The sequence below is a fragment of the Enterobacter cloacae complex sp. SHL001 genome, from assembly GCF_049236825.1.
GTDB classification, from domain to species: domain Bacteria; phylum Pseudomonadota; class Gammaproteobacteria; order Enterobacterales; family Enterobacteriaceae; genus Enterobacter; species Enterobacter hormaechei_C.
On the sequence record NZ_JBMKIP010000002.1, the window covers coordinates 251,958 to 272,235 of the forward strand.

The 20,278-nt window shown below is 53.8% G+C and carries 15 protein-coding genes; 11 read left to right on the forward strand and 4 right to left on the reverse strand.

Features of this window, described 5'->3' with window-relative positions:
- Positions 1 to 24: 24 nt before the first annotated feature.
- Complete coding sequence (lpxM, locus tag ACOTYH_RS06720) at positions 25 to 996, forward strand: lauroyl-Kdo(2)-lipid IV(A) myristoyltransferase (protein ID WP_015570283.1); 972 nt, start codon at positions 25 to 27, stop codon at positions 994 to 996.
- Positions 997 to 1,039: 43 nt separating this feature from the next.
- On the opposite strand, the gene pyk is transcribed toward lpxM, so the two are convergent.
- Together pyk and ACOTYH_RS06730 are read right to left on the reverse strand one after the other, a co-directional pair.
- A complete protein-coding gene (gene pyk / locus ACOTYH_RS06725) occupies positions 1,040 to 2,482 on the reverse strand; it encodes a pyruvate kinase (RefSeq protein ID WP_003859767.1) in 1,443 nt (480 codons plus the stop codon).
- Between the two features lie 114 nt (positions 2,483 to 2,596).
- Positions 2,597 to 3,466, reverse strand: a complete 870-nt coding sequence (locus ACOTYH_RS06730) for a MurR/RpiR family transcriptional regulator (protein ID WP_003859769.1) — start codon at positions 3,464 to 3,466, stop codon at positions 2,597 to 2,599.
- A gap of 356 nt (positions 3,467 to 3,822) precedes the next feature.
- Here ACOTYH_RS06730 and zwf point away from each other — a divergent pair, with 356 nt between their 5' ends.
- From zwf to ACOTYH_RS06770, 8 genes are all read left to right on the forward strand, one after another.
- Positions 3,823 to 5,298, forward strand: coding sequence for a glucose-6-phosphate dehydrogenase (gene zwf / locus ACOTYH_RS06735; protein WP_045328651.1), 1,476 nt, complete (start codon positions 3,823 to 3,825; stop codon positions 5,296 to 5,298).
- A gap of 233 nt (positions 5,299 to 5,531) precedes the next feature.
- On the forward strand, positions 5,532 to 7,343 hold the full coding sequence (edd, locus tag ACOTYH_RS06740) for a phosphogluconate dehydratase (RefSeq protein WP_017693246.1): 1,812 nt from the start codon (positions 5,532 to 5,534) through the stop codon (positions 7,341 to 7,343).
- Positions 7,344 to 7,382: 39 nt separating this feature from the next.
- Entirely contained in the window at positions 7,383 to 8,024 is a 642-nt protein-coding gene (kdgA, locus tag ACOTYH_RS06745) for a bifunctional 4-hydroxy-2-oxoglutarate aldolase/2-dehydro-3-deoxy-phosphogluconate aldolase (RefSeq protein WP_003859774.1), read from the forward strand.
- A gap of 357 nt (positions 8,025 to 8,381) precedes the next feature.
- Positions 8,382 to 10,916: a DUF2345 domain-containing protein gene (locus ACOTYH_RS06750; protein ID WP_421637635.1), complete on the forward strand. Its 2,535-nt coding sequence runs from the start codon at positions 8,382 to 8,384 to the stop codon at positions 10,914 to 10,916.
- Positions 10,913 to 13,027: a T6SS effector phospholipase Tle3 domain-containing protein gene (locus tag ACOTYH_RS06755; RefSeq protein WP_421637636.1), complete on the forward strand. Its 2,115-nt coding sequence runs from the start codon at positions 10,913 to 10,915 to the stop codon at positions 13,025 to 13,027. Before ACOTYH_RS06750 ends, ACOTYH_RS06755 begins: the two co-directional genes overlap by 4 nt.
- 9 nt (positions 13,028 to 13,036) lie before the next feature.
- Positions 13,037 to 13,744 carry a T6SS immunity protein Tli3 family protein gene (locus ACOTYH_RS06760; protein ID WP_058688593.1) on the forward strand — a complete coding sequence of 236 codons (708 nt, stop codon included), beginning with the start codon at positions 13,037 to 13,039 and terminating at the stop codon, positions 13,742 to 13,744.
- A 12-nt stretch (positions 13,745 to 13,756) separates the two neighbouring features.
- Positions 13,757 to 14,014, forward strand: a complete 258-nt coding sequence (locus ACOTYH_RS06765; RefSeq protein ID WP_022648473.1) for a PAAR domain-containing protein — start codon at positions 13,757 to 13,759, stop codon at positions 14,012 to 14,014.
- Positions 14,014 to 15,408: a hypothetical protein gene (locus ACOTYH_RS06770; RefSeq protein WP_227754063.1), complete on the forward strand. Its 1,395-nt coding sequence runs from the start codon at positions 14,014 to 14,016 to the stop codon at positions 15,406 to 15,408. The genes ACOTYH_RS06765 and ACOTYH_RS06770 overlap by 1 nt, the downstream gene beginning before the upstream one ends.
- A gap of 61 nt (positions 15,409 to 15,469) precedes the next feature.
- Here ACOTYH_RS06770 and purT read toward each other — a convergent pair whose 3' ends face one another.
- Positions 15,470 to 16,648 carry a formate-dependent phosphoribosylglycinamide formyltransferase gene (gene purT, locus ACOTYH_RS06775; protein WP_058688595.1) on the reverse strand — a complete coding sequence of 393 codons (1,179 nt, stop codon included), beginning with the start codon at positions 16,646 to 16,648 and terminating at the stop codon, positions 15,470 to 15,472.
- Between the two features lie 171 nt (positions 16,649 to 16,819).
- Here purT and ACOTYH_RS06780 point away from each other — a divergent pair, with 171 nt between their 5' ends.
- Together ACOTYH_RS06780 and ptrB are read left to right on the forward strand one after the other, a co-directional pair.
- A complete protein-coding gene (locus tag ACOTYH_RS06780) occupies positions 16,820 to 17,470 on the forward strand; it encodes a tellurite resistance TerB family protein (protein ID WP_015570286.1) in 651 nt (216 codons plus the stop codon).
- Positions 17,471 to 17,545: 75 nt separating this feature from the next.
- A complete protein-coding gene (gene ptrB, locus ACOTYH_RS06785; protein WP_017693247.1) occupies positions 17,546 to 19,621 on the forward strand; it encodes an oligopeptidase B in 2,076 nt (691 codons plus the stop codon).
- On the opposite strand, the gene exoX is transcribed toward ptrB, so the two are convergent.
- Positions 19,603 to 20,265, reverse strand: a complete 663-nt coding sequence (exoX, locus tag ACOTYH_RS06790) for an exodeoxyribonuclease X (RefSeq protein WP_015570288.1) — start codon at positions 20,263 to 20,265, stop codon at positions 19,603 to 19,605. The genes ptrB and exoX overlap by 19 nt on opposite strands.
- Positions 20,266 to 20,278 lie beyond the last annotated feature (13 nt).

The following is a 20,278-nucleotide window of genomic DNA, read 5'->3' on the forward strand; positions in this document are numbered from 1 at the left end:
GCGTCACCAGACCCTGGAACCCGCATGGAAACCAAAAAAAACAATATTGAGTACATTCCCGAGTTTGAAAAATCTTTCCGCCACCCGCGTAACTGGGGCGCCTGGCTTGGCGTATACGCGTTTGCTGGCATGGCGTTGCTACCTGCTTCCCTCCGCGATCCGGTGCTCGGCAAAGTGGGGCGCCTGGCAGGGCGCTTAGGTAAAAGCGCACGCCGCCGCGCGCAAATAAATCTGTTGTACTGTTTTCCGGATAAAAGCGACGCCGAACGCGAAGCAATCATTGATGACATGTATACCACCGCGCCACAGGCCATGGCGATGATGGCGGAACTGGCGCTGAAAGGGCCGGAGAAGATCGTCGAACGCGTTGACTGGAAAGGGCTGGAGATCATCGACGAGATGCGTCGCAATGATGAAAAGGTGATTTTCCTGGTGCCGCACGGCTGGGGGGTAGACATTCCGGCGATGTTAATGGCGTCGCAGGGCCAGAAAATGGCGGCGATGTTCCATAATCAGGGAAACAAAATCTACGACTTCGTCTGGAATACCGTGCGCCGTCGCTTTGGCGGGCGTTTGCACGCCCGAAACGATGGCATTAAGCCTTTCATTCAGTCGGTACGTCAGGGTTACTGGGGCTACTATCTGCCCGATCAGGACCACGGCCCGGAACACAGCGAGTTTGTCGATTTCTTCGCAACCTATAAAGCCACGCTACCCGCGATTGGTCGCCTGATGAAAGTCTGCCGCGCCCGCGTGATCCCACTGTTCCCGGTTTATGACGGTAAAACGCATCGCCTGAGCATTGAGGTACGTCCGCCGATGGACGATCTGCTGACCGCAGACGATCACACCATCGCACGTCGCATGAATGAAGAGGTGGAGGTGCTGGTGGGGCCGCATAAGGAGCAATATACGTGGATCCTGAAGTTGCTCAAAACGCGTAAACCTGGAGAAACAGAGCCGTACAAGCGTAAAGAGCTTTTCCCGAAGAAATAGGAAACCTTCACCCCTCTCCCCTTAGGGGAGAGGGGATCGGAGCTTACTCTACGGTCAGTACGCGGGTGGTATTGGTTGAGCCGATGGTGCTCATCACGTCACCCTGCGTCACGATAACGATATCACCGGATACCAGATAACCTTTGTCGCGCAGCAAGTTCACGGCATCGTGCGCGGCGGCTACGCCGTCGTTGGTGCTGTCGAAATATACTGGCGTCACGCCGCGATACAGCGCCGTCAGGTTCAGCGTACGCTCGTGACGGGACATGGCGAAGATCGGCAGACCGGAGCTGATACGGGACGTCATTAGCGCGGTACGGCCAGATTCGGTCATGGTGATGATCGCCGTGACCCCTTTCAGGTGGTTGGCTGCGTACATCGCGGACATCGCAATCGCTTCTTCCACGTTGTCGAACTGAATGTCCAGGCGGTGTTTAGAGACGTTAATGCTTGGGATCTTCTCTGCACCCAGGCACACACGCGCCATGGCGGCCACGGTTTCTGCCGGATACTGACCTGCCGCGGTTTCCGCTGACAGCATCACCGCATCGGTACCATCCAGCACGGCGTTCGCCACGTCCATGACTTCCGCACGGGTCGGCATTGGGTTGGTGATCATGGATTCCATCATCTGGGTGGCGGTGATCACCGCGCGGTTCAGCTGACGCGCGCGACGGATCAGCGCTTTCTGGATACCGACCAGTTCAGGGTCGCCAATTTCCACGCCCAGGTCACCACGGGCAACCATCACCACGTCAGACGCCAGGATCACGTCGTCCATCGCGTCCTGATCGCAGACCGCTTCAGCGCGTTCCACTTTCGCAACGATTTTCGCATCGCAGCCTGCATCGCGCGCCAGGCGGCGAGCATAGTTCAGATCTTCGCCGCAGCGCGGGAAGGAGACGGCCAGGTAATCCACGCCGATCTGCGCTGCGGTCACGATATCCGCTTTGTCTTTATCGGTCAGCGCTTCGGCAGACAGGCCACCGCCGAGTTTGTTGATGCCTTTGTTGTTGGAGAGCGGGCCGCCGACGGTCACTTCGGTGAATACCTTCATACCCTGAACTTCCAGCACTTTCAGCTGTACGCGTCCGTCGTCCAGCAGCAGGATGTCGCCAGGCACAACGTCAGCAGGCAGACCTTTGTAGTCGATACCCACTTTTTCCTTATCGCCTTCGCCTTTGCTCAGGTTGGCATCCAGCAGGAATTTATCGCCGATGTTGAGGAAGACTTTGCCTTCTTTAAAGGTCGATACGCGGATTTTTGGACCTTGCAGGTCACCGAGGATAGCAACATGGCGGCCCAGTTTAGCTGCGATTTCACGCACTTTGTCGGCACGTAATTTATGGTCTTCTGGCGTACCGTGAGAGAAGTTCATGCGCACCACGTTGGCACCCGCGGCGATAATCTTTTCGAGGTTATTATCGCGGTCGGTGGCCGGGCCTAAGGTGGTGACGATCTTGGTTCTGCGAAGCCTTCTGGACATGTAATACTCCGTTGACTGAAACAACTTTGGTGTTGCGTGAACATAGAATCGGCCTTCATCTATCGCAAGGCAGTAGCGAGGGGACCGAATGCCGTAAATCGTACATCGTAGTTATTAGGGAACATCGCTCTTTATAAGCAATTCTTTATCAAAACGCGATTCTTTCAGGGCTTCCTTGACCCGCTTCAAGTTATCCCGGAATTTTGCGCCCCGTCGTAAGGTAAAACCGGTCGCCAGCACGTCGATGACCGTCAACTGCGCCAGGCGGGAGACCATCGGCATGTACATGTCGGTGTCCTCCGGTACGTCCAGGGTAATGGCGAGCGTCGCTTCCCGGGCCAGCGGCGTACCTGCCGTCGTCAGGGCGATGACCATCGCATCGTTGTCACGCGCGAGCTGCGCCAGCTCCACCTGGCTCTTGGTGCGGCCCGTATGGGAGATGAGTACCACGACATCATCTTCACTACAATTCATACAGCTCATGCGTTGCAGCACAATGTCATCGGAGTAAATCACCGGCACGTTAAAGCGAAAGAACTTATTCATGGCGTCATGCGCCACGGCGGCGGACGAGCCAAGGCCAAAGAAGGCAATCCGTTTGGCCTGCGTGAGAAGATCGACCGCGCGATTCACTGAACTCATGTCCAGAGACTGGCGAACGTGGTCGAGCGTGGCCATAGCCGATTCAAATATTTTTGCGGTGTAAGCATCAACGCTGTCGTCTTCATCTACATTGCGATTAACATACGGGGTGCCGTTTGCCAGACTTTGGGCCAGATGCAGTTTAAAATCAGGAAAGCCGCGCGTGTCCAGACTACGACAGAATCGATTGACCGTCGGTTCGCTGACGCCCGATTCCTGTGCCAGAGCGGCGATGCTTGAATGAATCGCCTGAGCGGGCGCGGCGAGAATAACTTCAGCCACTTTGCGCTCGGATTTGCTAAGGTGTTCCAGTTGAAACTGGATTTTTTCCAGCATGTTCATTGTTAACAAGACGCTCATGAGGGCATAAACGATTTCATAAAGAGATGAAATCTTGATTCGATTTAGCCGATATTACCCCCGGGACTCCCGAAAGGGTAATCGTCGACAAGAAATGTTGTTGTTTTTTTTCATTACTTGATCGACGTCGGGTTTTGCTCTAACCCTGTTGCGCAAAGAATCGACGTTTGTTGCGTCATCAGACGGGCGTAATGGCCCGGGCGACGAAAAATCACCGTATCGCACGCGACGTTAAGCGCTAATGGTTTCAGGAAACGCGTAAAAGCAGTACAGTGCATTGTAATAAAATTACAACGATACCTGGCAGAGTACCAGGCGATCTAACTGAGGAGAATGACATGGCGGTAACGCAAACAGCCCAGGCATGTGACCTGGTCATTTTCGGCGCGAAAGGCGATCTTGCACGCCGAAAATTGCTGCCTTCCCTGTATCAGCTCGAAAAAGCGGGCCAGATCCATCCCGACACCCGAATCCTTGGGGTAGGGCGCGCCGACTGGGATAAGGAGGCTTATACCAAAGTCGTGCGCGAGGCGCTCGAAACGTTCATGAAAGAGAAAATCGATGAAAGCCTTTGGGATAAGCTGAGCGGGCGTCTCGATTTCTGCAACCTGGACGTCAACGATGTAGCCGCTTTTACCCGTCTGGGTGAAATGCTTGACCAGGAAAATCGTGTCACTATTAACTATTTCGCCATGCCGCCAAGCACCTTCGGCGCCATCTGCAAAGGTCTGGGCGAAGCGAAGCTGAACGCCAAACCGGCGCGCGTGGTGATGGAGAAACCGCTGGGTACGTCGCTGGCGACCTCGCGTGAAATCAACGACCAGGTGGGCGAGTTCTTTGAGGAGTGTCAGGTTTACCGTATTGACCACTATCTGGGCAAAGAGACGGTATTGAACCTGCTGGCGCTGCGTTTTGCCAACTCCCTGTTTGTGAACAACTGGGACAACCGCACTATCGACCACGTGGAAATTACCGTGGCGGAAGAGGTGGGCATCGAAGGCCGTTGGGGCTACTTCGACCAGGCCGGCCAAATGCGTGACATGATCCAGAACCACCTGCTGCAAATTCTGTGCATGATTGCCATGTCTCCACCGTCAGATCTGACGGCCGACAGCATTCGTGACGCCAAAGTGAAAGTACTGAAATCACTGCGCCGTATTGACCGCTCCAACGTGCGCGAGAAAACCGTGCGCGGCCAGTACACCGCAGGTTTTGCCCAGGGGAAAAAAGTTCCTGGCTATCTGGAAGAAGAGGGCGCGAACAAGTCCAGCAACACCGAGACGTTTGTGGCGATCCGCGTGGATATCGACGACTGGCGCTGGGCCGGTGTGCCGTTCTACCTGCGTACCGGTAAACGTCTGCCGGCAAAATGCTCCGAAGTGGTGGTCTACTTCAAAAATCCGGAACTGAACCTGTTCAAAGAATCCTGGCAGGAACTGCCGCAGAACAAACTGACCATCCGTCTGCAACCGGACGAGGGTGTGGATATTCAGATCCTCAACAAAGTGCCAGGCCTTGATCACAAACACAACCTGCAAACCACCAAGCTGGACCTGAGCTACTCTGAAACCTTCAACCAGACGCATCTCGCCGATGCTTACGAGCGTCTGCTGCTGGAAACCATGCGTGGTATCCAGGCGCTGTTCGTCCGCCGCGATGAAGTGGAAGAGGCGTGGAAGTGGGTCGACTCTATCACTGAAGCGTGGGCAGCCGATCAGGACGCGCCAAAACCGTATCAGGCGGGAACCTGGGGACCTGTCGCCTCCGTTGCGATGATCACCCGTGATGGCCGCTCCTGGAACGAGTTTGAATAACCACCTTCTCTAGCCCAAAGGTGTTATTTTACCGGTAACATGATCTAACACAGCAAGTGGCATAATTTTTATCTTTTAAGCTCCGCGTGGATTCACCCGCGGAGCTTTTTTTATTACACTCCCTTCAGACATTTTGCCCCTGTGCTCCGGATATCAGGCGTTTCAGCGTTGTTAACAACCGTCAGAAACTGTGTAAACTCCCGAGCCTGGACAGATAAATTAGAGGAGCTTTTATGAATCCGACATTGTTACGCGTAACACAACGCATTGTTGAGCGCTCGAAAGAGACCCGTACTGCCTACCTTGCCCGCATCGAACAGGCGAAGAGTGAAACTGTCCATCGCTCTCAGCTGGCCTGCGGGAATCTGGCCCACGGCTTTGCGGCCTGCCAGCCTGGTGATAAAGACGCGCTGAAAAGCATGTTGCGTAACAATATCGCCATCATTACCTCCTATAACGACATGCTTTCAGCCCACCAGCCGTATGAGGCCTACCCGGCTATCATCCGCAATGCGCTGCACAGCGTGAACGCGGTGGGCCAGGTTGCAGGCGGCGTGCCGGCCATGTGTGATGGCGTAACCCAGGGCCAGGACGGTATGGAGCTGTCCTTGCTGAGCCGCGAAGTGATCGCCATGTCGGCGGCAGTGGGCCTCTCTCACAACATGTTTGATGGCGCGCTCTATCTGGGCGTGTGCGACAAAATCGTCCCGGGGCTGGTGATGGCCGCGCTGTCGTTTGGCCATCTGCCAGCGATTTTTGTGCCGTCAGGCCCGATGGCTAGCGGTCTGCCAAACAAGGAAAAAGTCCGTATCCGCCAGCTGTATGCCGAAGGAAAAGCGGACCGTCAGGCACTGCTGGAAGCGGAAGCCGCGTCCTATCATGCGCCGGGCACCTGTACGTTCTACGGTACGGCCAACACCAACCAGATGGTGGTGGAGTTTATGGGTATGCAGCTGCCGGGCTCGTCGTTCATCCAGCCAGATGCGCCACTGCGTAAAGCGCTGACCGAAGCCGCAGCCCGTCAGGTGACGCGCCTGACCGGTAACGGCAACGAGTGGATGCCAATGGGCAAAATGGTGGATGAAAAAGTCATCGTAAACGGGATTGTCGCCCTGCTGGCGACCGGCGGTTCAACCAACCATACCATGCACCTTGTCGCGATGGCGCGCGCGGCGGGCATTCTGATCAACTGGGATGACTTCTCCGATATCTCCTCCGTGGTACCACTGATGGCCCGTCTGTACCCGAACGGTCCGGCGGACATCAACCACTTCCAGGCCGCGGGCGGCGTGCCGGTGCTGATGCGCGAGCTGCTGAAAGGCGGCCTGCTGCATGAGGATGTCAACACGGTGGCGGGCTTTGGCCTGCATCGCTATACCCTTGAACCCTGGCTGAACAACGGTGAGCTGGACTGGCGCGAAGGGGCGAGCGACTCGCTCGATCCTCAGGTTATCGCAACCTTCGAACAGCCGTTCTCTCCTCACGGCGGCACCAAAGTTCTGAGCGGTAACCTTGGGCGTGCCGTGATGAAAACCTCCGCCGTGCCGGAAGAGAATCAGGTTATTGAGGCCCCGGCGGTGGTGTTTGAAAGCCAGCACGACGTTTTACCTGCCTTTGACGCGGGTCTGCTTGATAAAGACTGTGTGGTCGTGGTGCGTCATCAGGGACCAAAAGCGAACGGGATGCCAGAATTACATAAACTTATGCCGCCGCTTGGTGTATTATTGGACCGCCGTTTCAAAATTGCACTGGTAACCGATGGACGCCTTTCAGGGGCATCCGGTAAAGTGCCTTCAGCGATTCATGTCACCCCGGAAGCCTACGACGGCGGCCTGCTGGCGAAAGTGCGTGATGGTGACATGATCCGCGTTAACGGTCAGACAGGCGAGTTAACCCTGCTGGTGGATGAAGCAGAGCTGGCGGCGCGTCAGCCACATATTCCTGACCTGAGCGCGTCACGCGTGGGTACCGGACGCGAAATGTTTGGTGCGTTGCGTGAGAAACTCTCCGGTGCGGAGCAGGGCGCAACCTGTATTACGTTTTAAGACGACTTGATTTTAACGATCTGGCGAGAGAAAACTCTGATGAAAAACTGGAAAACAAGTGCAGAAGCAATCCTGACCACTGGCCCTGTCGTGCCGGTTATTGTGGTAAACAAACTGGAGCACGCTGTCCCAATGGCGAAGGCGCTGGTTGCGGGTGGCGTTCGCGTTCTGGAAGTGACCCTGCGTACCGCCTGTGCGATGGATGCGATCCGTGCTATCGCCAAAGAAGTGCCGGAAGCGATCATTGGTGCCGGTACGGTTCTGAATGCGCAGCAACTGGCGGAAGTGACCGAAGCGGGCGCACAGTTTGCCATCAGCCCGGGGCTGACTGAGCCCCTGCTTAAAGCCGCAACCGAAGGTTCTATTCCGCTGATCCCGGGTATCAGCACCGTTTCTGAACTGATGCTGGGCATGGACTACGGCCTGAAAGAGTTCAAATTCTTCCCGGCTGAAGCGAACGGCGGCACCAAAGCGTTGCAGGCCATTGCGGGCCCATTCTCCCAGGTGCGTTTCTGCCCAACGGGCGGCATCTCTCCGGCCAACTACCGCGACTACCTGGCGCTGAAAAGCGTGCTGTGCATCGGCGGCTCCTGGCTGGTTCCGGCGGATGCGCTGGAAGCAGGCGACTGGGATCGCATCACTAAACTGGCTCGCGAAGCGGTAGAAGGCGCGAAACAGTAAGCGATTCTCAGTGAGAAAAACGGGTCGTATGGCCTGATGCTGGTCACTTTATGTGACCAGCTACTATGTGTTATTTTTTCCCCGATACCGTGGTTCTGCCTTAACTGCAAACCATTTGTTCGCCCCCACCAAAAATAGTTCTCCCGGTTCGCAAGGTTCTTATCACTCATCGTAAGTAAATTACCTGTGCCTTCTATATATGATGAATTATTCAGTTTTGGATTTATTCGTATCGAAATTACTCGCTGCATTTTTATTTATTTTATGAATGATATTATTTTAACGAATTAATTTATCGTGAAGTTGGATGTTTTAATGGCAGGGCTATAGGTGTATTGTTTTTAATAAACATATTGTTTGTTAAGGGAATATCTAACTATGACAGGGAAATCCGAGGTGGCTCTACGGCAGGATACGTTAAATCGGTACTTATTGTATTTCCCGCGTAGCAATAATGTTATTTCTGATGTTCATTCTTTTACAGGAAAAGAGATATTAAGCGAGCCTTATCGCTATACCATTCGCTTTACCAGTCCGGATCAAAACATTGCCATTAATGCCGTTATTAATCAGCGGGTTGAGTTTATTCTGCGTGCACCCAATTTGGAAGCTTCATGGCATGGGCAAACCTCCTGGCTGCCGGTGCGCCAGATTAATGGCACGATCACCCAATTTTCCCGGCTGATCTCTTCTGGTGATGAAGCCCTTTATGAATGCGTGCTGGAGCATGAGCTGGCGCTGCTGGATCAAAACTACCGTTCTGCGGTGTACATGAACATGACAGTCCCGGAGCTCGTTACAAAGCTGATGAAGGACAGTGGTCACTTTGACGGCTACAACATTGATTTTGACCAACTGAGCCACAGTTATCCACGACGGGAAATGATCGTTCAGTGGAAAGAAACCGATTTGCGGTTCATCCGTCGGCTGCTGGCAGAGATAGGGATCTGGTTCCGATTTGAGAATCACAATAAAGTAAAAACAGAAACTGTCGTTATTTTTGGGGATTCTGCGCGTCGTTACAACTTCAGCGACAAACAGATGCCTTATGTCCGACATTCAGGCATGACCAGTTATAACGAATACATTACCGATCTGGAGGAGCAGCACGGCCTGATCCCAAAAAATGTGTTGGTTCGCACCTATAACTACCGTGACCCGCAATCGCCGCAGACGGATAACACCGTTAAAACGAGCGATATTCCCGAAGGTGTAACGACAGGCCAACACTATCACTATGCCGATCACTATCTGGCTGCGGGTGATTTTTACGGTGAAGAGGCGGAAACCGCCGCATTTTACGCCCGGCTGCGTTATGAACGCCTGTTGAACGGACAGAGTGTTCTGGGGGCGACAACCAGCGATCCCGAGCTTCAGCCGGGCATTATGTTTTATCCCTCAGGGCCTATACCGGACGGGTTTAAGTCCGGGTTAGTGATAACTGTGATGACTATCCGCGGCAGCCGTGCTGAACACTATCGCGCCGTACTTTCTGGGATCCCCTATATCCAAGGCTATAGCTTCCGTCCTGAATACTTATCCCGGCCGGTGATAGCTGGAACGGTGCCTGCCAGAGTGAAGGCTATTGGGGGAGATAAAACCTATGCCGGACTTGATGCGGTTGGGCGCTACAGGGTTAAGTTCGATTTTGACCTTGATGAAAAACGGGTCGGATTTGAAAGCGCCCTGGTACGCCTCGGCAGACCGTACGCCGGTGACACTTTTGGTATTCACTTTCCGTTGCTGGAGGGGACTGAAGTTGCCGTTGGTTTTGAAGGCGGCGACCCGGACAGACCTTTTATCGCCCATGTCATGCATGACGGCAGCCACCCGGATTTAGTCACAAACCGTAACGATACCCGAAACGTGATCCGCACAGCCGCGTTGAACAAGATCCGTCTTGAAGATCGTCGCGGGCAGGAACACATCAAAATCTCTACCGAGTACGGCAAAGGGCAAGTGAGTATGGGCCACCTGGTTGATGCTGAAGGCAAAAAGCGCGGGGAAGGTGTGGAGGTTCGCACCGACGACTGGATGGCGCTGCGTGCTGCCAAAGGCGTGATGATCACCACGGAAGCACAGCCCCGCGCGGGAGGTAAGCAACTGGATATGACAGCGGCTATTGCACAACTTGAAAAGGCGTTGTCGCTGGCGATGACCCTACAGCAAAGTGCGCTTACGGCAGGCGCGAGTAATGTGGAAACCGATCGGCAAAATGCGCTTAGCCAGACGCTGAGTCATCTCGCGGAGCCCGGTATTGTGGCATATGGAAAAAATGGAATTGCGCAGGTTACGCCGGACAGCCTGCAACTGTCCGCCGGGAAAGACCTGATTGCCACAGCAGGCGGGAATGCCAGCGTGAATGTGGTGAAAAAATTCTCGCTTGCCGTAGGGGAAAAACTGTCGCTGTTTGCCCGCAAACTCGGCATCCAGATGATTGCCGGTGCGGGGGATATTACGACGCAGGCGCAGCGGGGCGAAATGCACATGCTGTCGCAGCAGGATTTCACGCTGACGAGTACCACCGGGAAAATGAACGGCAGTGCCAGAAAGGGAATGCAGTTTGTCTGCGGGGGCGGCGGGATCCGTATCAGCCCGACCGGACTGGTCACCATTTTCTCGCCGACGGGAATTGAGCTCAAAGCGCCGAGCCTGAAATACGACGGTCCGGAAAGTGTGTCGGTACCGACGCCATCCTTTGAGAAAGGCGCCTTTAAACTTCGCTACAAACTGCACGCTGGCGATGATCCGGAGCAAATTCTGGCAAACAAAAAATTCAGGCTGACCAGTGCATCCGGACAGGTGGTGGAAGGCGTGACGGACAGCTGCGGTCGTTCACCCCTGCTCGATGCTGACGACCTCGACAGCTATAAAATGGAGATAATGGAATGACGGAGGCGAAGGCAAAACCCTACGCTCCACGGGTGGTATCAGAAGGCGATATTCCGGTACACAAAACCCTGGGCGAAGTCGCCCAGACGCGCAACGTCGGGATACCGCGCCCGATGCCCTGCATTGCGATCCTCGTCCATGGCGTGAACGACGTGGGGGAAGCCTACCAGAATCAGGAGAAAGGAATACTAGTCGGGCTGGGTAAGCGACTTAACCGGCAGGATTTTTACGCCCACGAATGGAAAGACTACAGAATTATCACTCCCGGGCGTTCTCCCATCATCCCTTTTTACTGGGGATATAAACCGGTTACGCATGATGATTACCGGGCGGACCAGAAGCGCTACCGGGAGGAAATCGGGAAGCTGAGTGACAAAGCGCATCTTCCCTATGATGCGTACCAGGAAGATAACGAGACGAATAAAAAGTCGCTGGGTAATGACAGAAAAGGGCCGTTTCAGTACCAGAACGATAACTTTAAAAATGCACTTGATATGAGTTTTGCCAAGGGGGGCGGGACCTTTGCCAACGCGACGACGACGATTCCGGATATGCTGGGGCCCGGCGCCGGTGGCTTCGGCGTTGCCGCTGCGGGATTTGCCTCGCTGCACTTCAATGATGGCGATTTTACCCATCCCATTTATGAAAACCCGCACCGCATTTACCAGTTTTTTGCCGCTCAACGGCTGGCGGATTTGATTATTCAGATTCGTCAGCCGTTAGTAACGCAAAACGATGTTATCAATATCGTCGCTCACAGTCAGGGCACGATTATTACTATGCTGGCAAATATGCTGGTGAAACAGGCCGGATACGATCCGGTGAATTGTGTGATTCTTAATCACTCACCATATTCTCTTGAGTCGCGCGAGGCTGAAAATATTCAGCCGGGTTATCAACAGACCGACGATGCCAGACAGCAGACATTTAAAAATTTCTGTCGCCTGATGCATACGCAATGGAAAGGTGGCGGGAAAATGGCCGAGAGCGAATTGCTGGCTCTTGAGGCCTCCTGTACCCTGCGTAAACCTTCCGATAATCCGCTGCGAACGGATGACAGATATTGCCGAAGCAACGACGGTAAAGTGTATAACTACTTTTGCCCGAACGATGGCGTCGTGTCGCTGGAGAATGTGCAGGGGTTTGGCTGGCGGGGCATTCCTCAGAATATTGCCAGTGATATACCTAATCTGTTTCAGCGCGTGTTTTACCAGCATGGTGAAGTAGGAAACATCCCTGACGCTAACCCCTTTAAGTTACCGCCGCGAAATGAGGGGGATGCAAAATATGCCTTTCTCACGAACGCCAGTTACAGCGCTCGCGATGTGGTAATAAACGGTGAGGAGTTACCGGAACCTTTTATTTTCAAACTCCAGGGGGAGGATAATCACCCGGATAACGATCCTAAAACCAGTGATAAACCGTATACCTATTATGTCGATCCGGACAGCCCGGACGCCTACATTTCCTATTCCGCCAAAGCCAGCGCCATTAAGCGCACGGTAACGACAACCTTTGCTGTGAACCGCTATCAAAATATTGGCTGGCAGCCTGGTCACGTTTTATCTGCTTCAGAGCTTAAAGAAGAGAGTTTTGAACGCAAGCATGAGGTTATTTATGGTGAGGTGTCAGGTTCGCGTGATTTTCAGTTAGTCACCCTTACCTGGAAGAAAACACCGGAAGAACTGCAAGCGGAATGGCAGAAAATTGACCCGGTAGGTTACAGCCAGCACTCCTCTATTGTGATGAGCGAATTTGCACCATCGCACGCTATGGCGTTTGATTTGGCTATTGGGCAGTGCAAATCATTCGATTATCAGGCGGGGAAATTTTGGGAAGGGTTGTTACATCGTGCGGACTGGCGCGATCCACAGAACGGTTATCCTGCCGCTAAAGAATATTACCGTACAGGAATGCTAGATGAACAGCGTACGAAATGGTTTATGAATAGGCCTGATGAGGTGCTTCCAAAAGGGGAGTACGGTGTGGAAAACCACTTTAATAATGCCTCGCCAGCCATGCCGTCACGCGAACTGTCCATCAGAAATCAGGATGTAGCAAATTTGCAATGGGATATGCCAAAGCCCATGAGTGATAGTCAATTGGCTTAAGGATAGAGCATGAAGATATTTTTTATCGGCCTGACGACCTTTGCTGTTTTGCTTGTGACCGGATGCCTGGCGAAAGAACCGCCGACGCAGGTAGTTTATCGATTCGATGATCATCGTTATCTCGAACTGAAAGGGTGGGATTGTGAAGGCGAACTCTGGTACACGGATACTAAACGAGGCATTCACACCGAACCCGTTAGTCAGTTTTATCGACTCTTTACCCGTAAATTTATTCATCCATCAGAGCGATATATTGCACTGACGGGATGGGGAGTGAGTGGATTCATAGTATCTAAGGACTATGGGAAAACGTGGCGCTCTGTAGCGTTTTCACCAAATCATAATGAACCCAATGGTGATGACTACGCGCCGTATGAGGATATTATTTCTTTCACCGTCGTCAACGATCAGGGCTTTTTACTAACCAAACACCGACTGTATATGTCATCAAAGCCATTTGAAGACCCGCGCATTCTGCCCGGTGGGCCGGGGATTGCCTATACCGTGGATGACGGAATGGGAAATAAAGTAAGCGGGAAGCTGGACCCCCGTTCCCCTGGCTGGGCGTGGGGAATGGTCTACATGACTAAGCAGGGGCTCGAGGGCAGCACGCAGCAACTTAAGGCTAACTGGCAAGATTTACCCGACAGCGTACCCGACGTGAAAGGCTATACCGGCTGGAAGCACATGCAATGCAACATGGATGCGGGAAAATAGGGAGATAAAGCGATGAAAGGCGTCATTAGGTTAAACGATCCGCTGATAAGCGGAGGAAAAGTCACTAAGGCCTCTGGGGCAGACTTTATGGGACAGCCCGTGGCCTTAAAAGATGATCTTGTGCAGTGTCCGCTCCATAAAGGGACGTTCCCAATCACTGAATGTCACCCAACCTGGACCATGCATGGCCGTGGGGTTGTGGTAGATGGCTGTCGCGCGGCGTGTGGATGCGAAATCAAAAGTACCTTACCTGTGGCGGGAGCTTCGTAATGCGCGCGTGGTGGTTATACAAAAAACAGCCAGACCCGGATTCCACTGTGCCAGTCGTCATGATTGTTTTCCTCTATGTGATAGCCGTCGCAATGGGCCTCGCGATCCGGGCTCTCACCTGGCCTGAACAGGAACACGTTACGGCTCTGTTTTTTGTGCCTTCAGTTATTCTGCCCATCTGTGTTGTGTCGTTGTTAGTTTTTACAAGTTTCATATTTCATGACGCCAACATTCATTATGCTGAAACCCGAAAATTCATAGCAAAAGAGGAGGAGATTAATTTAAAGGCGTATGCGCGAAAAAATATGGCTATCGCAGCATGGTCTGCAATCACCCCCCTGGAGCAACCCGCGCTGAATATGTTGAAGCTGGAAGGCGAATTTCCGCTGGCACCGAAAACGCCGGTTAACATTCAACTGGAAGATCGCTTCGACCAGACCAGGAATGAACAGATGTTTTACCGCTTACTGGATCCGATGGCAGAAAAATTGAAGGGCTATAACTACCGTATTTTTGAAACCGTTGTCTGGGTTCGCGGAGGGAGTGGATCCTGCATTGATGAACTGAGACGCACTCTGGAGCGGTTGGGTATTGAAACGGCCAGCACGTGTAAAATTGAGTACAGCACAGAATGTCCTGACTACGCGATCGTTAGCCAATGGATGAACTTATCTGATTACAGAGTTGAAAACCGGTTGATTGTTATCGTTGATTTACATGAAGAAAGCGGCGAATCAAAGAGCATGGAAAATGCATGTGCATTCCTGCTGACCAGTCATTATGTCCGGGAGGAGGGCGAAAAACCGGTATATTTATATCAGCCTATGTCTGACGTGACCGATGTAGAGGACAAAATGGCGGTCTTCCTTGAGACGGGTTCGGTACTTACGCCGAAAAATCTCTGGTATACCGGGCTGTCCCGTATTGAAAAATATCCATTAATGCAGGCACTGGACAAAAAAGCGCTCACGGTGGAACGGCTGGATATCGATGCCTCTCTGGGCGCAAAGAGTGCCGGGTATCGGTGGCTGGCTCTGGCATTTGCGGCGGATGCGGTAAAATATGCCCAGGGAGAGCAACTGGCAGCTTATTCAGACAAAAACAAATTTTGTATTACTTCGCTTTCCTCCATGAAGACAGCTATCCCAAAAAAACTTACCTGGTGTAACTGGAGTAATCCCCTTTATCCTGCGGGGATGGCGGCTTTATTCTGCGTGTTATCCCTCATTGCCTGTCGTATCAGTTTCCTGGCGCAAAACGATCCGCCAGCGATCTGGGAACTGATTGCGAGCATCATCATTCCCTTCGTTATTTTTATTGGCCTCGGTATTTTTGTTTTCATCTCGAAAACGAATGAAGCCTACGAGGACATGGAATACGAATGGAAGCGATAGAAACGGAACAACGTTAATCATGTAATGTGGCTGGTCGCTTAGTTGACCAGCTTTTAGTTATTTACCCTGTCACTTTTACCGCAGTGGCCGCTATTTTCGCTCTCGCGACGGCTTCGTCCACGTTTTCTCCGGTTGCTAATGCCACGCCCAGACGACGGCTTCCGTCGATCTCCGGTTTGCCGAACAGCCGGACCTGCAAGCCTGCGCCAACCGCACCTTCGACGTTATCAAAGGTGACATTCTGGCTGGTCAGCTGCGGCAGGATCACCGCCGAGGCTGCCGGGCCGTACTGACGGATGCCGCCAACCGGCAGGCCGAGGAAAGCGCGTACGTGCAGCGCGAACTCGGAGAGATCCTGTGAAATCAGCGTAACCATCCCGGTATCGTGCGGACGAGGGGAGACTTCGCTGAAGATCACCTCGTCGCCGCAAACAAACAACTCCACGCCGAACAGGCCGTAGCCGTCCAGCGCCAGCACCGTCTTGCGGGCGATCTCCTGTGCGCGTGCCAGCGCCAGCGCGCTCATCTGCTGCGGCTGCCAGGATTCGCGATAATCGCCGTCTTCCTGGCGATGACCAATCGGGTCGCAGAAATAAACGCCATCCACGGCGCTGACGGTGAGCAGGGTAATTTCAAAATCAAACTTCACCACGCCTTCCACGATGACGCGCCCGGCCCCGGCTCGGCCGCCCTGCTGGGCATAGTCCCAGGCGTTGTCCAGCGTGCTGCTGTCGCGGATAAAGCTCTGCCCTTTGCCGGAGGAGCTCATTACCGGCTTAATGATACACGGGTAGCCAATCTCCTCTACGGCCTGGAGAAACGCAGCTTTATCCCCGGCAAAACGGTAGCTGGAGGTCGGGAGCTGTAATTCTTCTGCCGCCAGGCGACGAATGCCTTCCCGGTTCATGGTCAGTTTTGCCGCAGTGGCGCAGGGCACCACGCGCTGGCCTTCCTGTTCAAGGGCAATCAACATCTCAGTGGCAATGGCCTCAATTTCAGGTACCACGAAATCCGGTTTTTCGTCGGCAATTAACCCCCGCAGCGCATTACCGTCAAGCATATCGATGACGTGCGAGCGATGCGCGACGTGCATGGCGGGCGCATTCGCGTAACGGTCCACCGCAATTACTTCCACACCTAAACGCTGGCATTCAATGGCCACTTCTTTACCCAGTTCACCCGATCCCAACAGCATGACGCGCGTCGCGGCGGGACGCAGCGCGGTTCCTAAACGAGTCATAAAAATCCCCCTGAAAAAGATGCGGGCAGTATAAACGAAAACGTTTGCGTCTGTCTTGTATGGGGATAACCGGACAGCAGGGAAATTTGCGCTTCTTTAGCACTGACAGACATTTCCTGACACCCGCTCGCTTAGGCTGTGAAGGTTACGCACTGTTACGTGAGGAAAAATATGTCAGGCTGGATGAATCAACTGCAATCCCTGTTGGGACAAAAAGGCTCGTCGTCCGGCGAGCAGGGTCTGAGCAAGCTGCTGGTGCCGGGTGCGCTCGGCGGGCTGGCCGGTTTGCTGGTTGCCAATAAATCATCGCGGAAACTGCTTACCAAATACGGTACCGGCGCGCTGCTGGCGGGCGGAGGGGCTATTGCAGGCTCCGTCTTATGGAACAAATACAAAGACAAGGTGCGCAGCGCGCATCAGGATGAACCGCAGTACGGGAAGCAGGTATCGCCGTTAGATTTACGCACCGAGCGGTTGATCCTCGCCCTGGTCTTTGCGGCCAAGAGCGACGGGCATATTGATGCCAGTGAACGTGCCGCAATTGAACAGCAGATGCGGGAAGCGGGCGTTGAGGAGCAGGGCAGGGCGCTGGTGGCGCAGGCCATCGAACAGCCGCTTGACCCGCAGCGTCTGGCGCAAAGCGTGAAAAACGAAGAAGAGGCGCTGGAACTCTATTTTCTGAGCTGTGCCGCCATCGATATCGATCACTTTATGGAGCGCAGCTACCTGAACGCCCTGGGCGATGCGCTGAAGATCCCACAGGACGTTCGTGAGGGAATTGAGCAGGATATTCAGCAGCAGAAGCAGACCCTCGTGGGCTAGAAGGCCATGTTTCGCTTGCATCATACGTGTGTTTTGCCAACCTTATAGGATGTAAAACGAAAAAGTAAGAATGCCATGCCTCCAAAAGCCCGACGTACTCCTTATGCGATCACCACGCATGGCGATACGCGTATCGATAACTACTACTGGCTGCGGGACGATTCTCGTTCCCGGCCAGAGGTGCTGGACTATCTGCACGAGGAAAACGACTATGGCCGCCAGGTCATGGCCAGCCAGCAGGCGCTTCAGGATCAACTTCTGAAGGAAATGGTGCAGCGTATCCCCCAGCGTGATGTCTCTGCCCCGTGGTGCAAAAACGGTTATCGCTATCGCCATATTTATGAGCCGGGAAACGAATATCCCATCTACCAGCGCCAGTCTGTGCTGAGCGCCGAGTGGGATGAATGGGAGATCCTGCTGGATGCCAACAAACGTGCTGCCCACAGTGAGTTTTATACGCTGGGCGGCATGTCCATTTCCCCCGATAACGCCATTATGGCGCTGGCTGAGGATTACCTCTCCCGCCGCCAGTACGGTTTGCGTTTCCGCAATCTTGAAACGGGAAACTGGTATCCCGAAATGCTGGATAATGTCTCCCCCGATTTCGTCTGGGGTAACGATTCAGAAACGGTCTACTACGTTAAAAAGCATGTCTCAACGCTGCTGCCTTATCAGGTCTGGCGTCATACGGTGGGGACCGATTCCGCCGACGATGAACTGGTGTATGAGGAAAAAGACGAGACGTTCTATGTCAGCCTGCACAAAACGTCGTCTCGCCACTACGTGATCATTTTCCTCTCCAGCGCCACCACCTCAGAAGTGCTGCTGCTGGATGCAGAGCTGCCGGATGCGCAGCCGCTGTGCTTCCTGCCGCGCCGTAAAGATCATGAGTACAGCCTGGATCACTTCCAGCACAGCTTTTACCTGCGTTCGAACCGCGAGGGCAAAAACTTTGGCCTTTATAAAACCAAAGTGCGCGATGAACGCAAATGGGAAGTGTTAATTCCCGCGCGCGATCAGGTGATGCTGGAGGGGTTCACCCTGTTTACCGACTGGCTGGTGGTGGAAGAGCGTCAGCGCGGACTGACCAGTATCCGCCAAATCAACCGCAAAACCCGCGAAGTGGTGGGCATTGCGTTCGATGACCCGGCTTACGTAACGTGGATCGGCTTTAACCCGGAACCGGAATCGTCCCGCCTGCGGTACGGCTATTCGTCGATGACCACCCCGGATACGTTGTTTGAACTGGATATGGACACCGGGCAGCGTCAGGTGATTAAACAGGCTGAGGTCCGGGGTTTTGAGTCGGAAAATTATCGCAGTGAGCACCTGTGGGTGACCGCACGCGACGGCGTTGAAGTCCCAGTGTCGCTCGTCTATCACAAGGCGCACTTCAACAAAGGTAAAAACCCCATCCTCGTCTATGGCTATGGCTCCTATGGATCCAGCATGGACGCCGATTTCAGCAGCAGCAGGCTGAGCCTGCTCGACCGCGGTTTTGTTTATGCGATTGCCCATATTCGCGGCGGCGGCGAGCTGGGTCAGCACTGGTATGAAGACGGAAAATTTCTCAAAAAGAAAAATACCTTTAATGACTACCTTGATGTTTGCGATGCGCTGATCGCGCAGGGTTATGGCGATCCGCAGCTCTGCTTTGGCATGGGAGGCAGCGCCGGGGGCATGCTAATGGGCGCCGTGATCAACCAGCGGCCTGAACTGTTTAAAGGGGTTATCGCCCAGGTGCCGTTTGTGGACGTGGTGACGACCATGCTGGATGAGTCCATTCCACTGACCACCGGGGAGTTTGAGGAGTGGGGGAACCCGCAGGATGAAACCTATTATCGCTACATGAAAGAGTACAGCCCGTACGATAACGTCGAGGCGAAAGCCTATCCGCATATGCTGGTGACCACCGGCCTGCACGATTCTCAGGTACAGTACTGGGAGCCCGCGAAATGGGTGGCGAAGTTGCGTGAGCTGAAAACTGACGATAATTTGCTGCTGCTGTGTACCGATATGGACTCGGGGCACGGAGGGAAATCAGGGCGATTTAAATCCTATGAAGGGGTGGCGCTGGAGTACGCCTTTTTGATTGGCCTGGCGCAGGATACGCTGCCAGGCCGGGCGGGGACTCAGGCTTCGCCTAAATAATGCTTCAGCGTCAGGCGCAGTTCCGGGCTCATTCTGTCGAGGTTGTTGTACAGCCAGCGCAGATAGCCCGGATCTTTGTCCGCCACTTCCGATACTGGCTTCCCGCGATATTTTCCGAACGTAAAGGTGGTCAGTAGCGCGGGGCGCCCGGTAATGGTCGCCATATCGTCTGGCGTCCAGCCGGAAGTATTCATGATATCAATCAGGAGCGCTGCGGTGATGTAGCAGTCGTAAAGAGCGCGGTGATGATGCAGCCCTTCCGGCGTCCGTACGCTGAGTTTGCGCGACTTATACAGTGCCATATTGCTGTATTTGATCCCCGGCCACAGACGGCGCGCCAGCTTCATAGTGCAAATCCATTCGCCGGGCATCTCCGGCAGCACGCGGCGGTCAAAGCTGGCGTTATGGGCCACATACCACTGGCTACCGTGGTAAAGAGGGATGATCTCTTCAATCCACGGCTTATCCGCCACCATCGATTCCGTAATGCGATGTATCGCCATCGCCTGCGCACTGATGGGGCGATCCGGGCGCACCAGATGGCTCATGGGGTTGACTATCTTTCCATCAATCACGTCGACAGAAGCGACTTCCACAATTCCACCCTGCAAATCACAGGTTTCGGTATCGATAACGCGCAGCATTGATCGCTCCTGA